The sequence below is a fragment of the Rhizobium sp. RAF36 genome, from assembly GCF_052114105.1.
Taxonomy (GTDB): domain Bacteria; phylum Pseudomonadota; class Alphaproteobacteria; order Rhizobiales; family Rhizobiaceae; genus Rhizobium.
Window position 1 is genome coordinate 403944 of sequence record NZ_JBFREC010000001.1, and the last position, 25153, is coordinate 429096.

22 protein-coding genes are annotated in these 25153 nt (G+C 61.8%); 17 read left to right on the forward strand and 5 right to left on the reverse strand.

The genetic code is table 11. The features are described 5' to 3' along the window. From ftsW to murB, 4 genes are read left to right on the forward strand one after another with little or no spacing between them, the layout of a single operon-like run. The gene (gene ftsW / locus AB4Z25_RS02035; RefSeq protein WP_112515877.1) at nucleotides 1-1155 is read left to right on the forward strand and encodes a putative lipid II flippase FtsW; all 1155 of its coding nucleotides are present in this window, start codon (nucleotides 1-3) and stop codon (nucleotides 1153-1155) included. Between the two features lie 7 nt (nucleotides 1156-1162). Then, complete coding sequence (gene murG / locus AB4Z25_RS02040; RefSeq protein WP_112537749.1) at nucleotides 1163-2287, forward strand: undecaprenyldiphospho-muramoylpentapeptide beta-N-acetylglucosaminyltransferase; 1125 nt, start codon at nucleotides 1163-1165, stop codon at nucleotides 2285-2287. Then, nucleotides 2284-3699, forward strand: a complete 1416-nt coding sequence (gene murC / locus AB4Z25_RS02045) for a UDP-N-acetylmuramate--L-alanine ligase (protein ID WP_112386987.1) — start codon at nucleotides 2284-2286, stop codon at nucleotides 3697-3699. The genes murG and murC overlap by 4 nt, the downstream gene beginning before the upstream one ends. After that, nucleotides 3696-4670, forward strand: a complete 975-nt coding sequence (murB, locus tag AB4Z25_RS02050) for a UDP-N-acetylmuramate dehydrogenase (RefSeq protein WP_112386988.1) — start codon at nucleotides 3696-3698, stop codon at nucleotides 4668-4670. The genes murC and murB overlap by 4 nt, the downstream gene beginning before the upstream one ends. Before the next feature lie 7 nt (nucleotides 4671-4677). On the opposite strand, the gene AB4Z25_RS02055 is transcribed toward murB, so the two are convergent. Continuing rightward, entirely contained in the window at nucleotides 4678-5772 is a 1095-nt protein-coding gene (locus tag AB4Z25_RS02055; protein WP_112537748.1) for a metallophosphoesterase, read from the reverse strand. Between the two features lie 114 nt (nucleotides 5773-5886). Then, the gene (locus AB4Z25_RS02060; RefSeq protein WP_442207827.1) at nucleotides 5887-7197 is read right to left on the reverse strand and encodes an MFS transporter; all 1311 of its coding nucleotides are present in this window, start codon (nucleotides 7195-7197) and stop codon (nucleotides 5887-5889) included. 224 nt (nucleotides 7198-7421) lie between these two features. Here AB4Z25_RS02060 and aqpZ point away from each other — a divergent pair, with 224 nt between their 5' ends. The 11 genes from aqpZ to AB4Z25_RS02115 all read left to right on the forward strand — a co-directional run bounded on the left by aqpZ (nucleotide 7422) and on the right by AB4Z25_RS02115 (nucleotide 20688). Beyond that, entirely contained in the window at nucleotides 7422-8108 is a 687-nt protein-coding gene (gene aqpZ / locus AB4Z25_RS02065) for an aquaporin Z (protein ID WP_112537746.1), read from the forward strand. Nucleotides 8109-8397: 289 nt separating this feature from the next. Beyond that, entirely contained in the window at nucleotides 8398-9324 is a 927-nt protein-coding gene (locus AB4Z25_RS02070; RefSeq protein WP_112386992.1) for a D-alanine--D-alanine ligase, read from the forward strand. Beyond that, entirely contained in the window at nucleotides 9312-10244 is a 933-nt protein-coding gene (locus AB4Z25_RS02075; RefSeq protein ID WP_112386993.1) for a cell division protein FtsQ/DivIB, read from the forward strand. The genes AB4Z25_RS02070 and AB4Z25_RS02075 overlap by 13 nt, the downstream gene beginning before the upstream one ends. Further along, complete coding sequence (gene ftsA, locus AB4Z25_RS02080) at nucleotides 10241-11572, forward strand: cell division protein FtsA (RefSeq protein WP_112386994.1); 1332 nt, start codon at nucleotides 10241-10243, stop codon at nucleotides 11570-11572. Before AB4Z25_RS02075 ends, ftsA begins: the two co-directional genes overlap by 4 nt. Nucleotides 11573-11629: 57 nt before the next feature. Then, nucleotides 11630-13363: a cell division protein FtsZ gene (gene ftsZ, locus AB4Z25_RS02085; RefSeq protein WP_112386995.1), complete on the forward strand. Its 1734-nt coding sequence runs from the start codon at nucleotides 11630-11632 to the stop codon at nucleotides 13361-13363. Between the two features lie 290 nt (nucleotides 13364-13653). Next, a complete protein-coding gene (gene lpxC, locus AB4Z25_RS02090) occupies nucleotides 13654-14610 on the forward strand; it encodes a UDP-3-O-acyl-N-acetylglucosamine deacetylase (RefSeq protein ID WP_112387448.1) in 957 nt (318 codons plus the stop codon). Between the two features lie 266 nt (nucleotides 14611-14876). Next, complete coding sequence (locus AB4Z25_RS02095; RefSeq protein ID WP_310294625.1) at nucleotides 14877-15746, forward strand: outer membrane protein assembly factor BamD; 870 nt, start codon at nucleotides 14877-14879, stop codon at nucleotides 15744-15746. A 13-nt stretch (nucleotides 15747-15759) separates the two neighbouring features. Then, nucleotides 15760-17433 carry a DNA repair protein RecN gene (gene recN, locus AB4Z25_RS02100; protein WP_442207828.1) on the forward strand — a complete coding sequence of 558 codons (1674 nt, stop codon included), beginning with the start codon at nucleotides 15760-15762 and terminating at the stop codon, nucleotides 17431-17433. Between the two features lie 387 nt (nucleotides 17434-17820). Continuing rightward, a complete protein-coding gene (ligA, locus tag AB4Z25_RS02105) occupies nucleotides 17821-19977 on the forward strand; it encodes an NAD-dependent DNA ligase LigA (protein ID WP_442207829.1) in 2157 nt (718 codons plus the stop codon). A 37-nt stretch (nucleotides 19978-20014) separates the two neighbouring features. Beyond that, entirely contained in the window at nucleotides 20015-20311 is a 297-nt protein-coding gene (locus AB4Z25_RS02110; RefSeq protein ID WP_112537743.1) for a type II toxin-antitoxin system HigB family toxin, read from the forward strand. After that, nucleotides 20311-20688, forward strand: coding sequence for an XRE family transcriptional regulator (locus AB4Z25_RS02115; RefSeq protein WP_112537742.1), 378 nt, complete (start codon nucleotides 20311-20313; stop codon nucleotides 20686-20688). The genes AB4Z25_RS02110 and AB4Z25_RS02115 overlap by 1 nt, the downstream gene beginning before the upstream one ends. Here the strand turns inward: AB4Z25_RS02115 and AB4Z25_RS02120 are convergent. Beyond that, nucleotides 20685-21152 (reverse strand): GNAT family N-acetyltransferase, encoded by a 468-nt coding sequence (locus AB4Z25_RS02120; protein ID WP_112538004.1) that lies wholly within the window; start codon nucleotides 21150-21152, stop codon nucleotides 20685-20687. The genes AB4Z25_RS02115 and AB4Z25_RS02120 overlap by 4 nt on opposite strands. A 333-nt stretch (nucleotides 21153-21485) precedes the next feature. Between AB4Z25_RS02120 and AB4Z25_RS02125 the strand changes: the two genes are divergently transcribed. Together AB4Z25_RS02125 and AB4Z25_RS02130 are read left to right on the forward strand one after the other, a co-directional pair. Further along, nucleotides 21486-22076 (forward strand): 3'-5' exonuclease, encoded by a 591-nt coding sequence (locus AB4Z25_RS02125; RefSeq protein ID WP_112537741.1) that lies wholly within the window; start codon nucleotides 21486-21488, stop codon nucleotides 22074-22076. Between the two features lie 73 nt (nucleotides 22077-22149). Beyond that, entirely contained in the window at nucleotides 22150-22638 is a 489-nt protein-coding gene (locus tag AB4Z25_RS02130; RefSeq protein WP_112387002.1) for a CreA family protein, read from the forward strand. A 53-nt stretch (nucleotides 22639-22691) separates the two neighbouring features. Here the strand turns inward: AB4Z25_RS02130 and AB4Z25_RS02135 are convergent, their stop codons facing one another. Further along, nucleotides 22692-23162, reverse strand: a complete 471-nt coding sequence (locus tag AB4Z25_RS02135) for a chemotaxis protein CheW (protein ID WP_112387003.1) — start codon at nucleotides 23160-23162, stop codon at nucleotides 22692-22694. Further along, entirely contained in the window at nucleotides 23162-25126 is a 1965-nt protein-coding gene (locus AB4Z25_RS02140) for a methyl-accepting chemotaxis protein (RefSeq protein ID WP_112537740.1), read from the reverse strand. The genes AB4Z25_RS02135 and AB4Z25_RS02140 overlap by 1 nt, the downstream gene beginning before the upstream one ends. Nucleotides 25127-25153: the final 27 nt, after the last annotated feature.

Here is a 25153-nt window from a genome sequence, read left to right on the forward strand (position 1 = left end):
ATGGTAAGCCGTGCGGAACGTGGGCCTTTGGCCGATTGGTTTTGGACCATCGACCGCTTTTTCTTGGCGATGTTCGTCTTCCTGATGGGCATCGGCTTCATGCTGTCCTTCGCCGCATCGCCCGCGGTGGCGGAGCGCATCGGGCTTGAGCCCTTCCATTTCGTCAAGCGCCACGCGGCCTTCATGATCCCATCGCTGATGGTGATGATCGGGTTGTCGTTCCTGACGCCGCGCCAGGTGAGGCGCACGGCGATCCTGCTTTTGATCGTCGCGATAGCGATGATGCTGCTGGCGCTGTTCTTCGGCGTCGAGGTCAAGGGTTCCCGCCGCTGGGTAACGCTGGCCGGTATCTCGATCCAGCCTTCCGAGTTCATGAAGCCGGCCTTTGTGGTGGTCTGCGCCTGGCTGTTTGCCGAGCATGCGCGCCAGCCTGAAATCCCGGGCAATCTTTTCGCCATCATTCTGTTCGGCATGGTCGCCTCGCTGCTCGTGGCCCAGCCCGACCTTGGTCAGACGATTCTCACCACCGCCGTCTGGGGCGGCATGTTCTTCATGGCGGGCATGCCGTGGCTGTGGATCATCGTGCTCGGCGTCGGCGGGGCGGGCGGCCTCGTCTCGGCCTATTATGTCTTCCCGCACGTCGCGGGGCGAATAGACAAGTTCATGACCGGCGAGGGCGACACGTTCCAGATCGATACCGCCCGCGAGGCGATCATCCGCGGCGACTGGTTCGGTCAGGGGCCGGGCGAGGGTATCGTCAAGCGCATCATCCCCGACGCCCATACCGACTTCATCTTCTCGGTCGCGGCCGAAGAGTTCGGCATCATCTTCTGCATCGCCCTTGTTGCGCTGTTCACGGCCCTTGTCTTGAGGGGGCTGTCGCACGCATATAAGGAGAAGAACGATTTCAACCGGTTTGCCGTCGCCGGCCTCGTGCTGCAGATGGGCATCCAGTCGATCATCAATATCGGCGTCAATCTCGAACTGCTGCCGGCAAAGGGCATGACGCTGCCGCTGATCTCCTACGGCGGTTCGTCGATGGTGGCGATCTGCGTCACCGCCGGTTTCATTCTCGCGCTGACGCGCCATCGGCCGGAAAAACGTGCGCAGGAGCGGAGCCTCTTCCGCGTGCCGCACGGAATGCCGGCGGAGTAAAAGAACTATGAGTAAAGGCATCGTCCTTCTTGCCGCCGGGGGAACCGGCGGCCACGTCTTTCCCGCGGAAGCCTTGGCCTATGAGCTGAAGGCCCGCGGTTATTCCGTTCATCTGGTCACCGACAGCCGGGCCGAGCGCTATGCCGGCAAGTTCCCGGCCGAGCAGATCCATGTCGTACCGTCTGCGACGATCGGTTCGAAGAACCCGATCGCGGTCGCCCGTTCGCTTTGGACGCTGTGGAGCGGCATGCGGGCGGCGAAGAAGCTGATCCAGAAGCTGAAGCCTGCCGTCGTCGTCGGTTTCGGTGGCTATCCGACCGTGCCGCCGCTGCTGGCCGCAACGCGCCTTGGCGTGCCCGCCATGATCCACGAGCAGAATGCAGTGATGGGCCGCGCCAACAAGGCGCTGGCGGCGCGTGTCCAGGCGATTGCCGGTGGATTCCTGCCGGAAAATGGCGGCGTCTATCCCGAAAAGACTGTCACAACCGGCAATCCGGTTCGCCCGGCGATCATCGAGGCCGCCAAGGTTCCCTATGCGCCGTCGCATCCCGGCGAACCCTTCAATCTCGTGGTCTTCGGCGGCAGCCAGGGCGCGCAGTATTTCTCCAAGGCGATGCCGACGGCGATCAGCCTGCTTGACGACGATCTCCGGGCGCGGCTGCGGATCACCCAGCAGGTGCGGCCCGAGGATATGGAGATGGTCGGCGGCTGCGTCGCGCAGCTGAAGACGGGGGCGGATATCGCGCCGTTCTTCACCGACATGGCCGAACGTCTCGCAAAAGCGCATCTGATCATCTGCCGTTCGGGCGCTTCGACGGTTTCGGAAATCTCGGTAATCGGCCGTCCGGCCGTTCTCGTGCCTTATCCGCATGCGCTGGATCATGACCAGGCTGCCAATGCCGCAGCACTTGCCGCGACCGGTGGCGCCAAGGTCATCGTCCAGGCCGAGCTTTCCTCCGAGAAGATCGCTGCGATCCTGACGCATGCGATGAACGACCCGGAAAAGCTGGCGCGCATGGCGGCGGCGGCAAAGCAGACCGGGAAACCGGATGCTGCGAACTTGCTTGCCGGCATGGTAGAGGCTATTGCCGCCGGACGTACAATTGCAGAGTTCAAGGGGGCACAGTCATGAAACTGCCGAAGGCTATAGGCCTCGTCCATTTCATCGGCATCGGCGGCATCGGCATGAGCGGCATTGCCGAAGTGCTGCACAATCTCGGCCACAAGGTCCAGGGATCAGATCAGTCCGACAGTGCGAACGTTCAGCGTCTGCGCGAAAAAGGCATTGAGGTCTTCGTCGGCCACAAGGCCGAGAACCTCGGCGATGCCGAAGTCGTCGTCGTTTCCACGGCGATCAAGAAGAGCAATCCGGAACTGATCGCGGCGCGCGAAAAGCTGCTGCCCGTCGTTCGCCGCGCCGAAATGCTGGCCGAGCTCATGCGCTTCCGCAATGCGATCGCCATCGGCGGCACGCATGGCAAGACGACCACCACTTCGCTGGTGGCGACTCTACTCGAAGCCGGCGGGCTCGATCCGACCGTCATCAATGGCGGCATCATCAACGCCTACGGCACCAACGCGCGCATGGGCGAGGGCGAGTGGATGGTGGTCGAGGCCGACGAGTCCGACGGCACCTTCCTGAAGCTGCCGGCCGACGTTGCCGTCGTCACCAATATCGACCCCGAACATCTCGACCATTACGGCAATTTCGACGCCGTGCGCGCCGCTTTCCGGCAGTTCGTCGAGAATGTGCCGTTCTACGGCTTCGGCGTGATGTGCCTCGATCATCCCGAAGTGCAGGCGCTGGTCGGCCGTATCGAGGACCGCAAGGTCGTGACTTACGGCGAAAATCCGCAAGCCGACGTGCGCTTCACCAATGTGCGTATCGACGGGCCGCGCTCGATCTTCGACGTCGAGATCCGCCGCCGCCGCACGGGCAAGGTCTTCAAGCTCGACAATCTCGTCATGCCGATGCCTGGCCGTCACAACATTTCCAATGCGACAGCTGCGATTGCCGTTGCCAACCGCCTCGGCATTTCCAACGAGGACATTGCCAAAGGGCTTGCCTCCTTCGGCGGCGTCAAGCGGCGTTTCACGCTGACCGGCGAATGGAACGGCGTGCAGGTGTTCGACGATTACGGTCACCACCCGGTCGAGATCAAGGCGGTGCTCAGGGCTGCGCGCGAGGCCTGCAAGGGCCGCGTCATCGCCGTTCATCAGCCGCACCGTTATTCGCGCCTTTCGAGCCTCTTCGAAGAGTTCGCCAACTGCTTCAACGATGCCGACAGCATCTTCCTGGCGCCTGTCTATGCGGCCGGTGAGGACCCGATCGAGGGCGCCGATTCCGAGACGCTGGTCTCGCGCATCAAGGCTGGCGGCCATCGCGACGCACGCTATCTTCCGTCGCAAGACGTACTACCGGAGATGGTTGGAGAGATTGCAAAGCCGGGCGACTTTGTGGTTCTCTTGGGGGCTGGAAGTATCACCTACTGGGCAGCGGCCCTGCCAAAGCAACTGGAAGGCCTTTCGGGAAAGTCGGCATGAAACAGGTAAATGGGGAAAAGCTTCTCGAAACTCTCGGAGAAGGCGTCAAGGACATCCGCGGCCGTATCACGCCGGATGCCCCCATGGACCGCGTGACCTGGTTCCGTGCCGGCGGCCTCGCCGAGCTGATGTTCCAGCCGCATGACGAAGACGATCTCATCGCTTTCATGAAGCTTCTGCCTGAGGACGTGCCTGTCACCGTTGTCGGTGTCGGATCGAATCTTCTGGTGCGCGACGGCGGCATTCCGGGTGTGGTTCTGCGCCTGTCGGCCAAGGGTTTCGGCGGGCTGGAGATTGCCGGTGAAAACCGCATCCGCGCCGGTGCGATCTGCCCGGACAAGCACGTTGCGGCCATGGCGATGGACAATGGCATCGGCGGCTTCCATTTCTACTACGGCATTCCCGGCAGCATCGGCGGCGCGGCGCGCATGAATGCCGGCGCCAATGGCGGCGAGACCCGCGAGCGGCTCGTCGAACTGACGGCGATCGACCGCAAGGGCAACAAGGTCGTGCTTTCGAATGCCGAGATGGGTTATTCCTACCGTCATTCCTCGGCCGCATCGGATCTGATCTTCACCTCGGTGCTGTTCGAAGGCTATGCCGAAGACCGCGCCAAGATCCGCGCCGATATGGATGCGGTGCGCAACCATCGCGAGACGGTGCAGCCGATCCGCGAGAAGACCGGCGGCTCGACCTTCAAGAATCCCGAGGGACATTCGGCCTGGAAGCTGATCGACGAAGCGGGCTGCCGCGGTCTGGTCATCGGCGGGGCGCAGATGTCGTCGCTGCATTGCAACTTCATGATCAACATGGGCCAGGCGACCGGCTACGATCTCGAATATCTCGGCGAACAGGTTCGCCGCGAAGTGTTCGAAAATTCCGGCGTCAAGCTGGAATGGGAGATCAAGCGTCTCGGCGTGTTCATGCCAGGCCGCGAAGTCCGCCCGTTCCAGGGCGTGACCAGCGACTGATTGCTTTCTATCGAAGAGCTTTGCTGAAGGCGGTGTCGAAGATGACGCCGCCTTTGTCGTCTGCGGCCTCGCCGATCGCCACGTCCATGCGGCCGTTGGCAACGCGCACCAGCGTGAAGCCGCCCATGAAGGCGGCCTTGGCCTTGAAGACGTCGATGCCGTTGATCTTGTAGGCCATCGCGGTGTCGTGCTCGTGGCCGTGGAAGATGCCGATTACATTGTAGCCGCTGAGGGTTGCGAGCAGATCCTGACGTTCTGATTCATCCCACCAATGCGGCGTTCCGGTGCCCGTGTCATCGAAGGTGCTCCTGGCCGGATCCCAGCGCTCGGTGGAGAAACGATCCCAGCCATAGTGCTGGAAGATCACCACGGGCCTGCCGTCGGATGCATAGGTCTTCAGGTCCTGTTTCATCCAGTCGAGGCTGTTGGCCGTGCCCTTGCTGTTGTCGCCGCCATAGCGCTGCGCCTGGATCAGATGCAACCCGCCCCAGTTCCAGGAGTAGTTGTCGGAGGCTTCGTCGTAATTGTCGACAGGCACGACCGGTTTGAAGAAGACGCTCGGCTTGTGGTTCATCTGCACGTAGTCGCGCAGCTCGTCGCGATACCAGTCGACCTGCGGCGGACGGCCGTCCTGATCGAGGTCGTGATTGCCGAGGCCGACATAGACAGGGAAATGCACATGGTCAGGGCCGCGGCCCTCCTGGTAGCGGTGCGAGAACTGCAGGAGCTGCGACCCTTCCGCAAACTCCGCCATCTGGCCGCCGCCATCGTCGGTGACGTCGCCGCAGACGATGATGCCTTGAGGCCGGGCAATCGTCTGGCCGGCAACGCTGAGGCCGCTCGACTTGCCAGCAATCTGTTCGGGCCATGTCTGGTGGTGGATGTTGTTGAGCGCCAGGATATGGCGCAGCAGATTGGCGTCGGTCTTGCCTTCCTGCTGGCAATTGGGGCTGAGCCCATCGCCGATGCGGCAGGCATGGACGTCGTTGATGACGAGGAAGGTGACGTTGACATCAGGGACGGCGGCGCGCGACAGCGACGGCAGTGAAAGGGCCATTCCGGCGCCGAGGCCCTGTGTCAGCAGCGATCGTCTTGTCAGCATTGTCGTCTCCCGTATTTCTTAAATGGAAGAGTAGGAGCAAGCCGTTAACAGACAAGAATCAAAAAAGGCCGCGGCGTCTCCGCCGCGGCCTTGGATCCATTGAACCCGAAGTCCTCAGACTTCTTCGCGGCCTGACAGCAGGATGCAGACCAGGGAGATCACTGCTGCGCCGGAAAGATAATAGCCGACATAGGAGAGGTCGTAGGTCGTTGCCAGCCAGCTGGCGATGTTCGGCGCCAGTGAGGCGCCGAAGATGCCGCCGAGGTTGAAGGTCATCGAGGCGCCGGTATAGCGCACCGTGGTCGGGAAGGGGGCGGCAAGTGCTGCACCGATCGGACCGTAGGTGAAGCCCATCAGCGCCAGGCCGATGATCGAGCACAGGAAGGCGCCCATCAGGCCTGCGGTCAGCAGCGAGGCGTAGAAGAAGCCGAAGATCGCGATGCCGATTGTCACCAGGATCAGGATCAGGCGGCGCGAATAGCGGTCCGAAAGCAGGCCGGAGATCGGGATCGTCAGGCCGAAGAACACGACGCCGACGAGCTGAATGACCAGGAACTGCTCACGCGAATAGCCGAGCTTCGAGGTGCCCCAAGACAGCGTGAAGACCGTCATCAGGTAGAATAGCACGAAGGTGGCGACGGCGATGAAGGTGCCGAGAACCAGGCTGCGGAAATGCTTGCGGAAGACGACGGCAACCGGAACGGCAACGCGCTCGTGCTTCTCGACGGCCTTCTGGAACTCCGGCGTTTCGGCGATCTTCAGGCGGACATAGAGGCCGACGGCGACGAGTGCCAGGCTGGCCACGAAGGGAATGCGCCAGCCGAAGGCCAGGAAGTCCTCGTTAGTCATCGTCTCGGTCAGGATCAGGAAGAAGCCGGAAGAGAGGATGAAGCCGATCGGCGCGCCAAGCTGCGGGAACATGGCGTACCAGCTGCGCTTGCCAGGAGGGGCGTTTTCGGTTGCGAGCAGCACGGCGCCGCCCCATTCTCCGCCGAGGCCGAGGCCTTGGCCGAAACGGCACAGTGCGAGAAGCAGAGGCGCGACGATGCCGATCGAATCATAGCCCGGGAGCATGCCGATCGCCACGGTCGACAGGCCCATGGTCATCAGCGCTGCGACGAGTGTCGCCTTGCGGCCGATACGGTCACCGAAGTGGCCGAAAAGGATGCCGCCAAGCGGGCGGGCGAAGAAGGCGATCGAGAAGGTGGCGAAGGACTGCAGCTGTGCAGACGCCGGATCGCTGGCCGGGAAGAAGAGGTGCGGGAAGACCAGCACGGCGGCCGTGGCGTAGACGTAGAAGTCGAAGAATTCGATAGTGGTGCCGACGAGGCTCGCGATCAGAACACGCGCCGGCGAATTGACTTGCGCATTGTTCGATGAGGAGGGCGTCGGCGATACCGGAGATATCGCGTCAGACATTGTCATTCCAATCAGGATTGCTGTTTGCCTTGGGAGGCAACCGGCTCATAGCGCAATTTTCGGTCTCAGCAAACGCTAAATGAGCAATAAACTGATGAAATCCCTGGCCGATGCTGAGGGTGTTTTCGGACCGGCCAATCCGCGTTTCTAGCAAAATTACCAGATTGACGGGACTCGATTTGAGGCGGCTTGCTGTTCTCGCTCTGGTTGAGAGCCTCGGAGGGTAAATCATGCAAAGAAATCTTATTGCAGAGTTTTTGGGTACGTTCTGGCTCGTTTTCGGCGGTTGCGGCAGTGCTGTGCTGGCGGCAGCATTTCCGGCGCTCGGAATTGGCTTTGCCGGTGTCGCCCTGGCATTCGGACTGACGGTGCTGACGATGGCCTATGCGGTCGGCGGCATTTCCGGCGGACATTTCAATCCGGCGGTGTCCGTGGGTCTCGCGGTTGCCGGGCGGTTTCCGGCGGGCCGCGCCATTCCCTACATCATCGTGCAGGTCATCGGTGCCGTCGCGGCAGCGGCACTTCTCTATCTGGTTGCCAGCGGAAAAGCCGGTTTCGAACTGGGCGGCTTTGCCTCGAACGGTTATGGCGAGCATTCGCCGGGCGGTTATTCGCTGACGTCGGCGCTAATCATCGAGGTCCTGCTGACGATGTTCTTCCTGATCGTCATCCTGGGCTCCACGCATGGGCGCGTGCCTGCCGGGTTCGCGCCGCTGGCGATCGGCCTGGCGCTGACGCTGATCCATCTGATCTCGATCCCGGTTACCAACACATCGGTCAATCCGGCGCGTTCGACAGGGCAGGCGCTCTTTGCCGGCGGCTGGGCTCTGCAGCAGCTTTGGCTCTTCTGGCTGGCGCCGATCGTGGGCGGCGCGCTCGGCGGGACGGTCTGGAAACTGCTTGAGAAAGACGACTAAGCGCCGTCGTAATCACGCTGCGCATGCCAACCCGCACAGCTCGTCTGTGCGGGTTTTTTCATCCTCCGAACGAACTTCCGGATGCTGGTGCAAGCCACTGATTTAGAGTCGAAACGGCACAGGTTTGCCGCGCTGTTCGGCAGCCTGGAGGCGGCAGGTTAACAAAAGTAAACGCTTCGTTAACCATATTGTTGTCAAACTGCCATCAAGCCTGAGTGGGCAAGATTCGGTGGGCGAAAGCCTCGCGCAAGCGTCGGAATTCATGCCGTAAGTTATTTTGGGGGTACGTATGAGTCGCAAGCATGTCGCTGTCCTAATGGGCGGATTTTCCTCGGAGAGGCCGGTAAGCCTGTCTTCGGGGAAGGCATGTGCTGACGCGCTGGAAGCCGAAGGCTTTCAGGTCACCCGTATCGATGTCGACCGTGATGTGTCGGCCAAGCTCGTTGCTGCCCGCCCGGATGTCGCGTTCAATGCTCTGCATGGCCCGTTCGGCGAGGACGGTACGATCCAGGGCATTCTCGAATATCTCGAAATTCCCTATACGCATTCCGGCGTTCTTGCCTCGGCTCTCGCTATGGACAAGAGCAAGGCGAAGGGTGTTGCCGCTGCTGCCGGTATTCCGGTGGCGCAATCCGAAGTCATCAACCGTTTCGCCTTTCCGGCCGAGCATCCGATGAAGCCGCCTTATGTGGTGAAGCCGGTTCGCGAGGGGTCGAGCTTCGGTGTGTTGATCGTGCAAGAGGATCAGTCGCATCCGCCGCAGGTGATCAGTTCTTCGGAGTGGCGCTATGGGGAAGAGGTTCTCGTCGAGCGCTATATCCATGGCCGAGAGCTGACATGCGGCGTGATGGGCGATACGGCGCTGGGTGTCACGGAAGTGGTGCCGCAGGGCCACAACTTTTATGACTATGACGCCAAGTATGCGGCTGGCGGTTCAAAACACGTCATTCCGGCGAAAATTTCACCGAAAATTTACCAAAAAATACAATCATTGGCACTAAGGGCGCATCAAGCAATTGGTTGCCGTGGCGTCAGCCGGTCTGACTTTCGCTACGACGATCGCTTCTCCGAAGATGGCGAAATCATCTGGCTCGAGGTCAACACTCAGCCGGGAATGACTCCAACCTCTCTGGTGCCCGAAATGGCCGGTTATGCCGGTTATTCCTTTGGTGAGTTTCTGCGCTGGATGGTGGAGGACGCTTCTTGTTCTCGTTGACGGTCAAAAGGATGGGGCGCCCGAGCCATCGCGACGATATTGCCTTCCCGGAAGGCGATAGCCGCATGGTGCTGCCGCGTCCGCTGCGCCGCGCCGTCCGCTTTCTTGTCAGCCTCGGCACTGGCCGCATCTATATCCCTGCGCATACCGGCACTGTTTCGGCTCTGGCGTTTCTGGCTGCGACCGGCCTCTACGGCATGTCGCTCGGCGGTCACACGGAAGCGGTCGCTCAGGCGACGACCACGGCTGCAGGCTTTGCGATCGAAGACGTGAAAGTGTCTGGCAATTTGGCGACCTCGGAAATCGAGATCCTCGATCTCCTCGGTCTCGACGGCACGACCTCGCTGGTCGCTCTGGACGTCGATACGGCGCGCCAGAAGATCGCCAAACTTCCCTGGGTCGAAAGCGCCGAAGTTCGCAAGATCTATCCGAAGACGATCGAAGTGAAGCTCAAGGAGCGTCAGGCCTATGCGATCTGGCAGCACGGCCAGGAGCTTTCGCTGATCGAGCGCAATGGCAGCGTCATCGCGCCGCTGCGCGACAACAAGTTTTCCAACCTTCCGCTCGTCGTCGGCCGCGATGCCGAGACGGCTGCTGTTGCGCTTGAAGGCGAATTCGCCAACTGGCCCGACATCAAGGCGCGGGTGAAGGCCTATGTCTGGGTTTCCAGCCGCCGTTGGGATCTGCATCTCGACAACGGTGTCGTCGTGAAGCTGCCGGCCGACGATGTCGATCAGGCGCTGGCGACGCTGTCGAAGCTCAACAAGGAACAGGATCTTCTGGCGCGCGACATCGCAGCCGTCGATCTCAGATTGGCAGACCGGACCGCAATCCAGCTCACCCCCGAGGCCATGGCCCGGCGGCAGGTGGTGCTCGACCAGCGGACGAAGGATTTGAAAAAGGCGGGGCAAAATATATGAGCTTGTTCGGTTCATCCCATTTCGGATTGCCGCGCCTGAAGCCGCTTTCGTCGAAGCGGTCGCATATCGTTTCGGTGCTCGACATCGGATCGACCAAGGTCGTCTGCATGATCGGCCGGCTGACGCCGCGCGAGGAGAGCGAGATTCTCCCGGGCCGCACGCATGACATCGAGATCATCGGCATTGGCCATCAGCGTTCCCGCGGTATCAAGACCGGCGTCATTGCCGATCTCGATGCGCTGGAAAGCGTCATTCGTCTCGCGGTCGATGCCGCCGAGCGCATGGCTGGCCTCACCGTCGAAAGCCTGATCGTCAACCTGACGGCCGGCCGTCTCGGTAGCGATGTCTATACGGCGACGATCGATCTCGGCGGTCAGGAAGTCGAACTCAACGACCTGAAGAAGGTTCTTTCGGCAGCCTGCCAGCAGTCGCTGCGCCAGGACCGCGCCGTACTCCATTCGCTGGCAACGGGCTTCTCGCTTGACGGCGAGCGCGGCATTCGCGACCCCTTGTCGATGTACGGTGACATGCTCGGCGTCGATATGCATGTCGTTACCGCCGAGCGCGCTGCGCTCAAGAATCTCGAACTCAGCGTCAACCGTGCGCATCTCTCCGTCGAAGGCATCGTCGCGACGCCTTACGCTTCCGGTCTTGCGGCTCTCGTCGATGACGAAGTCGAGCTTGGCTGCGCAGCGATCGACATGGGCGGCGGCACGACGACGATCTCGGTCTTTGCCGAGGGCAAGCTTGTCCATACCGACGCCGTCGGCCTTGGCGGGCACCACGTCACAACGGACCTCGCACGCGGTCTTTCGACCCGCATCGAGGATGCCGAGCGTCTGAAGGTGGTTCACGCTTCGGCGATGGCGAACTCGTCCGACGAACGCGAACTGATCTCGATCCCGCCGATCGGCGAAGACGAGCGCGATCTGCCGACGCAGGTGCCGCGTGCGCTGGTGTCGCGCATCGTCGGCGCCCGTATCGAGGAAACGATGGAACTGATCCGCGACCGGATCCAGCGCTCGGGCTTCAGCCCGATCGTCGGCAAGCGCGTCGTGCTGACGGGTGGCGCAAGCCAGCTCACCGGCCTTGCAGACGTTGCCCGCAAGATTCTGGCCCGCAACGTTCGTATCGGCCGCCCGATGGGCGTCTCGGGTCTGCCGACGGCGGCCAAGGGCCCGGCCTTTTCGACGGCGGTCGGCCTGATGATCTATCCGCAGGTCGCAGACATGGAAACACATGCGTCACAGAGCGGGCTGCTCTTGTCGCTTGGGGGAAATAACAGCCGCATAGCCCGGATGGGCCAGTGGCTGAAGGAAAGCTTCTGAACATTGAGTGAATTGGCCGGCGTGGCGATGCGGCCATAAAGAGAAGGAACGGGTACCATGACTATCAAGCTGCAAAAGCCTGACATCACAGAGCTGAAGCCGCGTATCACCGTATTCGGTGTCGGCGGCGGCGGCGGCAATGCTGTCAACAACATGATCTCCGCTGGCCTCCAGGGCGTCGACTTCGTCGTTGCCAACACGGATGCGCAGGCTCTGACGATGACCAAGGCGGAGCGGATCATCCAGCTCGGCGCCAACGTCACCGAAGGCCTCGGTGCAGGTTCGCAGCCGGAAGTCGGCCGTGCGGCTGCCGAAGAGTGCATCGATGAGATCATCGATCACCTGAACGGCACGCATATGTGCTTCGTCACCGCCGGCATGGGCGGCGGTACCGGTACCGGTGCTGCTCCTGTCGTCGCGCAGGCCGCCCGCAACAAGGGCATCCTGACCGTCGGCGTCGTCACCAAGCCGTTCCAGTTCGAAGGCGGCCGCCGCATGCGTCTGGCCGAAGCCGGTATCGAAGAGCTGCAGAAGTCGGTCGATACGCTGATCGTCATTCCGAACCAGAACCTCTTCCGGATCGCCAACGACAAGACGACCTTTGCCGACGCTTTCGCGATGGCCGACCAGGTTCTCTACTCGGGCGTTGCCTGCATCACCGACCTGATGGTGAAGGAAGGTCTCATCAACCTCGACTTCGCCGACGTCCGTTCGGTCATGCGCGAAATGGGCCGCGCAATGATGGGTACCGGCGAAGCTTCGGGCCAGGGCCGTGCAATGCAGGCTGCTGAAGCCGCAATCGCCAACCCGCTGCTCGACGAAACCTCGATGCGCGGTGCGCAGGGCCTGCTGATCTCGATCACCGGTGGCCGTGACCTGACGCTCTTCGAAGTCGACGAAGCCGCAACCCGCATCCGCGAAGAAGTCGATCCGGACGCCAACATCATCCTCGGCGCCACGTTCGACGAATCGCTCGAAGGCATCATCCGCGTATCGGTCGTTGCGACCGGTATCGATCGCGCTGCCGCCGAAGCCTCCACCAAGACCTTCCAGCCGGCTGCAAAGCCGATCATCCGTCCTTCGGCGGCCGTTGCTCCGGCTCCGGCCGCAGTTCAGCCTGCTCCGGTCATGCAGGCACCGAAGCCGGTTGATACCGTTGCGCAGACGATCCGCATGGCAGAAGCCCAGATGGAACGTGAACTCGACATCGTTGCCCCGCGCGCTCCGGCTCCGGTCCAGCAGCCTGTCGCACAGGAAACCTTCCGTCCGCAGAGCCGCATCTTCGCAGCAGCACCGGAAGCTCCTGTTGCCCGTCCGGCCCCGATGCAGATGCAGCCCGCTCCGGCTCCGGTCATGAGCCAGCCGGCTCCGCAGCCTGTCATGATGCAGCAGCCAGCACCGGTGGCGCCACAGCCGGTCCGCCAGGAACCTGCCATGCAGCAGCCGACGCGCATGCCGAAGGTCGAGGACTTCCCGCCGGTCGTTCAGGCCGAGATCGATCACCGCTCGCAGCCCGTCGCAGCACAGGCTCACGAAGAGCGCGGCCCGATGGGCCTGCTCAAGCGGATCACGAACTCGCTGAACCGCCGCGAAGAGGAAGTTGCTCCTGAGATGACGTCTGCTCCGGCAGCCGCTTCGCAGCAGCGCCGTCCGCTGTCGCCGGAAGCCAGCCTCTACGCTCCGCGCCGCGGCAATCTCGACGACCAGGGCCGCGCCGTTCCGCAGGCCCGCATGATGCAGGAAGACGACCAGCTCGAAATCCCCGCATTCCTGCGCCGCCAGTCGAACTGACGCGACACAGAATCGCCACGCTCCGCGCCCGGGATCACAGTCCCGGGCGCTTCTGTTTCAAAGCCTTGCGTGAAGGCTAAATTAACAAGTCATTTCAATTGCATGGTTTCGTAACAATCCGAAACGAACAGTGATTTGGAATGCAGAGCGGGCACACGTATGTATGAGGTCAAATGACCGCACTTTGACGCATTTTGGCGACAATTCAGCGGTGTGGACAAAAGAACTTCGTGGTTTGATTCCTGTGCCTTGAGCGCTACGAACCTTGAAGGGCAATGAAGGCAGATTTTATGGTTATTGGCATGCTTGGCTTCCAGACGACGGTTTCTCGCCCGGTAACGCTTTCGGGTACCGGCGTCCATTCTGGCGCGGAAGTCTCGATCACCTTCAATCCGGCCGAGACCGATACGGGCGTTGTTTTCCATCGCATGCATGACAACGGTTCTGTCACCGAGCTGCGCGCGGTTTCCTCGCAGGTAGGCAATACGGATCTCTGCACCGTTCTCGGTTTCTCTCCTGCACATTCGGTCGCGACGATCGAGCATGTGATGGCCGCCGTTTACGCGCTTGGCCTCGACAACGTGCTGATCGAAGTTCACGGCGCCGAAATGCCGATCATGGATGGCAGCTCTGCTCCGTTCATCGATGCGATCGAGCAGGTCGGTCTGGTTTCTCTTGGCGTCAAGCGCCGCTACATCCGCATCACCAAGCCTGTTCGTATCGAGCATGGCGGTTCGTGGAGCGAATTCCGCCCCTATGACGGCACGCGCTTCGAAGTTGAGATCGATTTCGACTGCCCGCTGATCGGCCGCCAGAAGTGGGAAGGCGACCTGACAGCCCAGACCTTCAAGACCGAGCTGTCGCGGGCCCGCACCTTCGGCTTCATGCGCGACGTCGAGCGTCTCTGGGCGTCCGGCCACGCTCTCGGTTCCTCGCTCGAGAACTCTGTCGTCATCTCCGACGACAACACCGTGATCAATGTCGAAGGTCTGCGTTACGCCAAGGACGAGTTCGTGCGTCACAAGACGCTCGATGCCGTCGGCGACCTATCGCTGGCGGGCGCACCGTTCATCGGGTGCTACCGTTCCTATCGCGGCGGTCACAAGATGAATGCCAATGCGCTCAAGGCACTGCTCAGCGATCCCAGCGCCTATGAGGTCGTTGAGACCTCTGCCGCCCGTCCGCGCGTTGCTGCGCGTGATTTCATTGCCGTGAATGCTCCCGGATTCGCCCCCTGGTCGGCGTGACCTCCAGAACGATTTCCTAGACCAGGACCGCCTCTTTCGGGAGGCGGTTTTTTTATGCGGATTTTCCGGCCGATAGTGTTTTCGGCGCAGATGCTTAGCTGCAACACGGGAAATCAAAGATGAAAACCCGGATATTCTCTGGGCCTATGCCACAAAAATGCGTTAATGCGTCATCATTGCGTTGCTCTCGCCTCGCATTTGTGGCTAGAAACGCCAGCGAGGTGTGGCTGCCGTTAAGAGTGGGTAGCGGGAGTCGGGATTAATCTATGGGTTATGCAAGGTCTGAAGGTATGATGAAGACAGCGCGCGCTTTGCTCGCATCGCTCGTGGTGCTGAGCGCAGGCGCCTTGATTTCCGGTTGCCAGTCGGATCCGGACATCGACATCACCAAACTCGGCCTCGACAACGACCCGCCTGACGTTCTCTACAATCAGGCGCTTGCCAACATGAAGGCAGGCAACATGGCCGAGGCGGCGCGCAAGTTCGACGCCATCGACCGTGAGAACCCGTTCTCGGAATGGGCCCGCAAGGCGCTGGTCATGAGCACCTTCGTCAAGTACCGCCAAGGCAAGATCGACGAAGCGCTGGCATCGGGCAACCGCTACATGGCGCAGTATCCGCAGTCCAAGGACGCGGCCTATGTCCAGTATCTGGTCGGTCTCAGCTATTCGAAGCAGATTTCCGACGTGACGCAGGACCAGCGCGCCTCATCGAAGACCATCGATGCAATGCAGGCCGTCATCGACAAGTATCCGGACTCCGAATATGTCGACGACGCGCAGGCCAAGATCCGCTTCGCCCGCGACCAGCTCGCCGGCAAGGAAATGCAGATCGGCCGCTACTATCTCGAGCGCAAGGAGTATCTTGCGGCTATCTCCCGTTTCCGTATCGTGGTTGAAAAGTACCCGAATACGAATCAGGTCGAGGAAGCGCTCTCGCGTCTGGTCGAAGCCTATTACGCGATGGGTATCGTCGAAGAGGCACAGACCGCCGCTGCCGTTCTCGGCCACAACTATCCGGATAGCCAGTGGTACGCCGATTCCTACAAGCTGCTGAAGAGCGGCGGCGCAGAGCCTCGGGAGAACAAGGGTTCCTGGCTCTCCGAAGCGGGCAAGAAGCTGCTCCTCGGCTCGTGAGGCCAGTAACGCAATGCTGATCCAGCTTTCGATCCGCGATATCGTTCTGATCGAGCGGCTGGATCTCTCGTTCGAGGCCGGGCTCTCGGTTCTGACCGGGGAGACGGGTGCAGGCAAATCCATCCTTCTCGACAGTCTTTCGCTGGCGCTCGGTGGGCGCGGCGATGGCGGGCTTGTGCGCCACGGCGAAGACAAGGGGCAGGTGACGGCCGCTTTCGACGTGCCGATGGATCACGGCGCCCGCAAGCTTTTGCGCGAAAACGGCATCGACGACGATGGCGACCTGATCTTCCGCCGCCAGCAATCCGCCGACGGCCGCACCAAGGCCTATGTCAACGACCAGCCCGTCAGTGTGCAGTTGATGCGCCAGGCGGGCCAGGCGTTGGTCGAAATCCACGGCCAGCACGACGACCGGGCGCTTGTCGATACCAATGCCCACCGCATCCTGCTCGACGCCTTTGCCGGTATCACCGAGGATGTCTCAGGCGTGTCCGAGCTCTACAGGATCTGGCGCGATGCCGAGAGGACGCTGAAGAAGCACCGCGAGAAGGTGGAGAACGCTGCCCGCGAGGCCGATTATCTGCGCGCCTCCGTCGAAGAGCTAGAAAAGCTGTCGCCGCGTGACGGCGAGGAGGAGGAGCTTGCCGACCGCCGCCAGAAGATGATGAAGGCGGAGCGGATCGCCGGCGATATTGCGGAGGCATCCGAGTTCCTGAACGGCAATGCCTCTCCGGTGCCTCATATCGCCTCGCTGGTGCGCCGCCTGGAGCGCAAGAGCCACGAGGCGCCCGGATTGCTGGAAGACACGGTTGCGCTTCTGGACGCCGCGCTGGACCAGCTTTCCAACGCGCAAATGGAAGTCGAGGCGGCGCTGCGCAAGACCGAATACGATCCGAAGGAGCTGGAGCGCGTCGAGGAGCGGCTGTTTGCGCTGCGCGCCGCGTCCCGCAAATATTCGGTGCCCGTCGTCGAGCTTCCGGCCCTTGCCGTCAGGATGATCGCCGATCTCGCCGATGTCGATGCGGGCGAGGAGAAGCTCGTCAAGCTCGACGCCGAGGTTGGCCGCGCGAAGGCGGCCTATGGCGAAGCTGCCCGTTCGCTGTCCGAAAAGCGTCACCATGCCGGCAATGCGTTGGCGGAGGCCGTGATGACCGAGCTTCCGGCGCTGAAGCTGGAGCGCGCCCGTTTCATGGTGGAAATCACCACGGATGCGGAGCAGGCAGCCGCAGAAGGCACCGACGTCGTCGAATTCCATGTGCAGACCAATCCGGGCACGCGTCCGGGCTCGATCATGAAAGTCGCCTCGGGTGGCGAACTCTCGCGCTTCCTTCTGGCACTGAAAGTGGCGCTTGCCGATCGCGGTTCGGCGCCGACGCTTGTTTTTGACGAGATCGATACCGGTGTCGGCGGGGCGGTGGCTGATGCCATCGGCCAGCGGCTGAAGCGGCTGTCGGACAAGGTGCAGGTTCTCTCCGTCACCCACGCGCCGCAGGTGGCGGCGAGGGCGGCGACGCATCTGCTTATCTCCAAGGGACCGGTCGATGCCGGATCCGAAAAGATCGCCACCCGGGTGGCCGCCATGGCGCCCAAGGACCGCACCGAGGAGATTGCCCGGATGCTGGCCGGTGCTTCGGTCACCGACGAGGCGCGTGCCGCGGCCGCCAAGCTGCTGTCGGGAAACGGGTAGGGGACTGTTGAGGGCGCCGCCCTCGTCCTTCGAGGCTACGCCTTCGGCTTCGCACCTCAGGATGAGGGCTCTAAAGACGGCTGCGATTGGCAGTCATCAAGGCTGACCATTCCAAGCGCGCTCCCTCCACCCTCATCCTGAGGTGCGACCGAAGGGAGCCTCGAAGGACGAGGGTGGCCACCTTGCTTAGCTTCGAACCATGAGGGCTCCCGGGGGGGCTGCGACTAGCAATCATCAAGGCCGACCACTCCGAGCACGCTCCCTCCACCCTCATCCTGAGGTGTGGCCGCAGGGAGCCTCGACGGACGAGGGTGGCCACCACCCCGCCACTTCCCATCCGGACAATTTGCGCTAAAAACGATCACAGATTCTCCGGAGTGATCATGCATGTCGAGCGAAGTTGAAACCCTGACGATCGAAGAGGCCGCAGCTGAGCTGGAGCGTCTGGCGAAAGAGATCGCCCATCACGACGCGCTCTACCACGGCAAGGACCAGCCAGAAATTTCCGATGCCGACTACGACGCGCTGAAGCGGCGGAACGATGCGATCGAGGCGCGGTTTCCCGAGCTCGTTCGCGAGGACAGCCCGTCGCGGCGCGTGGGTGCCGAGCCGTCCGTCACCTTTGCGCAGATCACCCATGCCCGGCCGATGCTCTCGCTCGACAATACTTTTTCGCAGGACGACGTGCAGGATTTCGTCGGTAGCGTCTACCGCTTCCTGGGGCGCCTGCCGGATCAGTCGATCGCGTTTACCGCCGAGCCGAAGATCGACGGCCTGTCGATGTCGATCCGCTACCAGAACGGCAAGCTCGTCAGTGCCGCAACGCGCGGCGACGGTACGACCGGCGAGAATGTCACGGCCAATATCCGCACCATCAAGGAAATCCCGCAGGTACTGCCGAAGGGCGTTCCTGAGATCGTCGAGGTACGCGGCGAGGTCTATATGGCCAAGAGCGACTTCCTGGCGCTGAACAAGCAGATGGAGGCCGAGGGAAAGCAGACCTATGTCAACCCGCGCAACACGGCGGCGGGATCGCTGCGCCAGCTCGATGCCAAGGTGACGGAGAGCCGCAAGCTGAAGTTCTTCGCCTATGCCTGGGGCGAAATCTCCGAGCCCAACGATCTGCCGAAGACCCAGTTCGACATGGTGCAGACCTTCAAGGAATGGGGTTTCCCGGTCAATCCGCTGATGAAGAGGCTGAACTCGGTGGCCGATATCCTGGCGCATTACGACGATATCGGTCTCAAGCGCCCTGATCTCGACTACGACATCGACGGTGTCGTCTACAAGGTCGACAGCCTCGAACTGCAGCAGCGCCTCGGCTTCCGCTCGCGCAGCCCGCGCTGGGCGACGGCACACAAGTTCCCGGCCGAGCAGGCGTTCACCGTTGTCGAGAATATCGACATCCAGGTCGGCCGCACCGGCGCGCTCACGCCGGTGGCGCGTCTGACCCCCGTCACCGTCGGCGGCGTCGTCGTCACCAATGCGACGCTGCATAACGCGGATTATATCAAGGGCATCGGCAATTCCGGCGAGCGCATCCGCGAGGAAGAACACGATATCCGCATCGGCGACACCGTGATCGTCCAGCGGGCAGGCGATGTCATCCCGCAGGTGCTCGACGTGGTGATGGAAAAGCGGCCGGAGGGGGCTGCGGCCTATACATTCCCGAAGACATGTCCGGTCTGCGGCTCGCATGCCGTTCGCGAAGTCAACGAGAAGACCGGCAAGGTCGATGCCGTGACGCGCTGCACCGGCGGCTTCATCTGCCGCGCCCAGGCAACCGAGCATCTGAAGCATTTCGTCTCGCGCAACGCCTTCGATATCGAGGGCTTCGGCACCAAGCAGGTCGATTTCTTCTTCGAGAGCGACGACGCATCGCTGCAGATCCGGACGGCGCCCGATATCTTCACGCTGGAGAAGCGCCAGCAGGCCTCGACGCTGACGAAGCTCGAGAATATCGACGGCTTCGGCAAGGTCAGCGTCGGCAAGCTTTACGCAGCGATCAACGAACGACGCAGCATCGCGCTGCACCGCTTCATCTATGCGCTCGGCATCCGTCATGTCGGTGAGACCACCGCCAAGCTGCTCGCCCGCTCCTACGGCACCTATGAGGCCTTCGGCGCCGCCATGCAGGATGCGGCGCCCTTGTCCGGTGATGGCTGGAACGAGTTGAACGCCATCGACGGCATCGGCGAGATCGTCGCCCGCGCCATCGTCGAGTTCTACAAGGAGCCGCGCAATGTCGAGGTCATCGGCCGCTTGCTGGAAGAGGTCGTGCCCGAGAAGGCCGAGCAGCCGGTAACATCGGGAAGTCCGGTCGCCGGGAAGACCGTAGTCTTCACCGGCTCGCTGGAGAAATTCACCCGCGACGAAGCCAAGGCCCGCGCCGAAAGCCTCGGCGCCAAGGTTGCCGGATCGGTCTCCAAGAAGACCGACATCCTCGTTGCCGGCCCGGGCGCCGGCTCCAAGCTCGACAAGGCCAAAGAACTCGGCGTCCAGACGATGGACGAAGACGAGTGGCTGGCGTTGATCGGTGGGTGATCTTGCGTTGTTCCCGTATTGGGAATATTATTGATCAATGCAGGTGATCGCCAGATCGCCGTTGCGCGCGTTTTGGGAGTCGCATCCGCAGGCGAGGGTGCCGCTGAACGTCTGGTATGCCGCTGTCAGCAAAGCTGATTGGGCAGGCCCTTCGGACGTTAAACGCATGTTCGGTGCGAATGTCGATTTTGTCGGAGACAACCGCATCATTTTCGACATCGGCGGTAACAAGTATCGGCTGATCGTCCATGTTGCCTATGCGTATCGCCGCGTGCTGATCAAATTCGTCGGCACGCATTCGGATTATGACCGGATCGACCCGGAGACCGTGTGATGGATATCAAGCCGATCAGGAACGACAGCGATCTCGCCTGGGCGATTGGTGAAGTGGCCCCGTATTTCGCGAGCCCGCCAGAAAAGGGCACGGCCGAAGCCGATCGCTTCGATGTCCTTTCAGACCTTATCGAGGCGTACGATGCTAGGCACTTTCCGGCTGGTGAACTCGATCCCGTCGAGTTTCTCCAAGCTTTTATGGATATGACGGGCCGCACCCAGACGGATCTCGGCGATCTCCTGTCATCGCGGTCGCGTGCCTCTGAAATTCTCCACCGCAAGCGCGGGCTTACGGTGGATATGATCTTTAAGCTTGGCGAGGCCTGGGGCCTGCCTGCGGAATGTCTCATCAAGCCGTATAAGCTCGAAGTCGCCTAAACCCTGACCCGCGCCATCGTATAGGCGTCGACATAGTCCCCGGCGCGGAAGCCGAAGGCTTTCAGCAGGCCTTCCTGTTCGAAGCCGAACTTCCGGTAGAGGGCAAGGGCTGCCGGGTTGTCGGTGTAGACGGTCAATTCCAGCCGCCTGATATCGAGCCAGTTGTCGGCGGTATCGACAAGGGCCGCCATCAGCGCGCTGCCGATGCCCCTGCCGGCATGGTCGTCGTGAACACCCATGCCGATGCTGGCGGCGTGGGCGCGGCGGCCCTGGTTGCGCATCAGGTGGGCGTCGCCGACCAGCGTGCCGTTGAGTTCGGCGACGATGCTGATATTGCCCTGCGGCATGGTCTCGATGCGCTTTCGCGTTTCCTCCAGCGTCTGGAAGGGAATGCGAAGCGTGCCGTAGCGAAAGGCAGGCAGATTGACGAGGGTGGTGACGGCCTCGGCATCGCTGACGCGCATGGCGCGGATGGTGAGACCTGCGGCGGCCGATCGCTTGGGTGGATTGTCTTCGGGGATTTTCAAAATGCTCTCCTTTGAAATGATGGAGGAGAGCCGGCTTCGAAAACCCTGCTCACCTCGGCAGGGTCTTCGGGACAGATCGCACGCTTAACGCGCCAACGCCTCCCCGAGCCCTGCAGGGGCCGTGGTGAGATGCATGGTGGCAAGATGCGCGTTCGATACGATCATGACGGGAAAAGTCGTTGATCACAGGTGCGAAGTCAACTGGTGCGTTTGCCTGCGCCTGCTCGCACCGCTAAGCCTGTTTCATCACCCGCGAATCACGGACCGACCTTGAAGACCATTGCCATCGATTTCGAAACGGCCAACGAACAGCGCGGCAGCGCCTGCTCGGTCGGGCTTGCCTGGATCGAGGACGGCAGGGTGACGCGCGTCGAGGAGCGGTTGATCCGTCCGAAGGATATGCGCTTTTCGGGCATGAACATCGCGATCCACGGTATTCGCCCTGAGCATGTCGAGGATGCGCCGGAGTTTCCTGAGGTCATGGACGAGTTTCATGATGACTTCAGGGGCGCGACGATGATCGCCCATAATGCGGCCTTCGATTTCAGCGTCTGGCGGGCCTCGCTTGATCTCTACCGGCAGACCTATCCCGAACTCACCTATCTCTGCAGCCTGAAGATGGCGCAGCGCATCTGGCCGCAGTTCCTGTCGCACCGGCTGAACATCATCGCCGAGCATCTCGGCCTGCGGTTCGTGCATCATAATGCGGCCGAGGATGCCGTGGTCTGCGCCCAGGCGGCGATCGAGATGGCCAAGGCGGTGAAGGCGGCGGCGGTGCATGCGATCCCGGCTGCGATCGGCATGAAGCCCGGGCGGCTGCTCGCCACCGGCTACGAACCCTGCACCTGCAAGCGCGCCTGATTTATCAGCGGTTTCTTGCATTGTCCCTCGTGCTGCTTATCTACAAAGCGGGCCAACCAGGGAGCTTCCATCCATGTTTCGAAAGATCGTTCTTGCCGCTGCCTCAGCTGCCACGCTTTGTGCGGGTGCGGCTTCTGCCGAAGTGGTCGGCAAGGTCGGGGTCGACTGGATCGGCAACGATATCATCGTCGATGCCATTCCCGATCCCGAGGTGAAGGGCGTCACCTGCCATGTCACCTATTTCGACCGCAGCCTGATCGACCGGGTGAAGAACGGCAACTGGTTCGAGGACCCGTCCAACAACTCGATTTCCTGCCGCCAGACGGGGCCGATCGAGATCGGCGACATCAACCTGTCGAAGGATGGCGACGAGGTGTTCAAGGCGGGCATGTCGCTGATCTGGAAGAAACTGGTCGTCAACCGCATCTACGACAAGACCAACGACACGCTGATCTATCTCGCCCATTCGCGCGAGCTGACAGATGGTTCGGCGAAGATGTCGATCTCGACCGTGCCGCTCTATGGACAGAACCCGGTCTGGAAGAACGGCAAGCCGCAATAAGCAGAAAGGCCCGGCGATGACCGGGCCTTTCTGTATCTGAGATATGTTGCCGGTCAGGCGGCTTCGCGTGCCAGCTCGTCGGCGATGACCGTGTCGAGATTGAGGAAGCAGACCATGGTCTTTTCCAGTGCGACGATGCCGCGGCAGAACGCGCGCTGCTGCTCCGGGATGATTTCCGGCGCCGGCTGCAGGTCTTCGCTCTTGATGGTCATCATGTCGGAAACCTGCTCGACCAGAAGGCCGACCAGCTTGCCGGCGATGTCGGTGACGATGATCGCCGAGCGCTCGGACGGCTCGGTCATCTTCATGCCGAGGCGGCAGGCCATGTCGATGACCGGGATCACCGCACCGCGAAGGTTGATGAGGCCGAGAACGTAAGGCGGCGTATGCGGCATCGGGGTTACCGGCGCCCAGCCGCGGATTTCGCGAATCGCCATGATGTCGATGCAGAATTCCTGCTCACCGAGATGGAACGAGACGATTTCCAGGTGGGAACCGGCCTGTGTGATAATGGCGTTGGTCATCAAAATTCTTCCCAATTGTCTCCGGCCGGAGCGGCCATGGCTCTGGCGGCGGCGCCGCCACTGAATGCGCCCGCGACCTTGCCGATCAAGCTCCGTGCGGGTGAAGGTTTAGGATGCGAGGCGGCGGATGCTTCTCGCGGCGTGGAACGGGCATTCATGCCTTCGCCGATCTGGAACTGTCCAACCAGCCTGATCAGATTGTCGGCGTCCGAGGCGAGCGTATGGCTCGCAGCGTTCGTTTCCTCGACCATTGCCGCATTCTTCTGCGTCATCTGGTCCATCTGGCTGATGGCTGTATTGATCTCGTGCAGTCCGGTGGATTGTTCGCGTGCAGAGGTTACGATTGATTTAACATGTTCATCGATCCGCAAAACATCTTCGCCGATCTGCCGCAAAGCCTCGCCTGCGGCCGTCACCAGCTCGCCGCCGGTCTTCACTTCGGCGCCTGACTTGGTGATCAGCGCCTTGATGTCCTTGGCGGCACCTGCCGCTCGTCCGGCGAGTTCGCGGACTTCCTGGGCTACGACCGCAAAGCCCTTGCCCGCTTCACCGGCACGAGCCGCCTCGACACCGGCATTCAGCGCCAGAAGGTTGGTCTGGAAGGCGATCTCGTCGATGACGTTGATGATCTGGCCGATTTCGCGCGAGGCGCCTTCGATGCGTTCCATGGCGGCCATGGCCTGGGTGACGACCAGATCCGACTTTTCGGTGTTCTGGCGCGTATGCGCGACCATGTGGCCGACCTCTTCGGCGCGGCTGGTGGCGCTGCGCACGGTTGCCGTGATTTCGTCGAGCGCTGCTGATGTCTGCTCCAGCGAGGCTGCCTGCTGCTCGGTGCGCTTTGCAAGGTCGTCGGCGGCAGAGCTCATCTGGCGGCTGTTTGCCTGGATGGAGCTGCTGTTGGAGGTGATATCGGACATCGCCCGGCGCAGGTTGATGGTCGTCTGGTTGAAGTCGCTGCGCAGGCGTTCGAGCTCCGCCTTGAACGGCTGATCGATCGTCGTCGTCACGTCGCCGCCGGCAAGGCGGTTCAGCCCCTGGCCGAGAGCGTTGACCGCGCTGTTCAGCGCCTCGGTGTCGGCAAGCTTCAGGGCTTCGCGTTCGCGGCGTTCCGTATCGCTCTTGCGGCGCTCGGTCTCCGTCTGGCTTTCGAGATTGCGCTTGTCGATCGCCGACTGACGGAAGCTCTCGGCCGCACGGGCCATTTCGCCGATCTCGTCACCGCGCTCCGTCGCAGGAACTTCGCTGGAGAGATCGCCCTGCATGATGCGCGCCATGCTTGAGCGAACGGCTTCGATGCCGTTGCGGATGGAACCGCCGTGAACGTATTGGAGAAGGGACATGGACAGAATGGCGAAGGCGCCGAGGCCGATCTGGATCCAGAGCGCGCCGGCCGATATCTCGTTGGCCTGGTCGATCCGCTGCTGTGCGACGGCGCTGCCATCCTGCGCAAGCTTGTCGAGCGTCGCCGTCAGCTTCTCGCCGCCGCCATCAATCGCATCGTCCAGCTTGTCGAAGGCATCGTCTGCTGCACTCGCTTCAACGGCCGCCTTGAGATCGACGAGGATCGCCTTCTGCAGTGCTGCGACGTCAGCGTCATAGCTGGCGACCAGGCTGCCGGCTTTGAGCTCGTCAGCGAGGAGCGCCATTTCCTTCGATCCGTTCTTCAGCTGTTCGATCGATTTCGACATTGAAGTGAGGCGGGCCGGATCGACCTTCTTGTCGCCGCGGTCAACAATCGTGTCCATGGCGGCAAGGACCAATGTCAGGTTGGCCATGCGCATCTCGTTGATGCGATCGACACTCAGCTGAATGTCGTTCGCACGATTGAGGGCGCGGTCGATCCGGATATTTTCATACCAGCCAACGGCGACCATCGATCCGAAGCCGATGAGTGCCGCGCCGGCGAGTGTCCACAGCCTTTGGCTGACGGAAAAAGTCTTACGTATTGTATTGCTGCTCATGAAATGATGTCCCCCGCCTGAAAACGC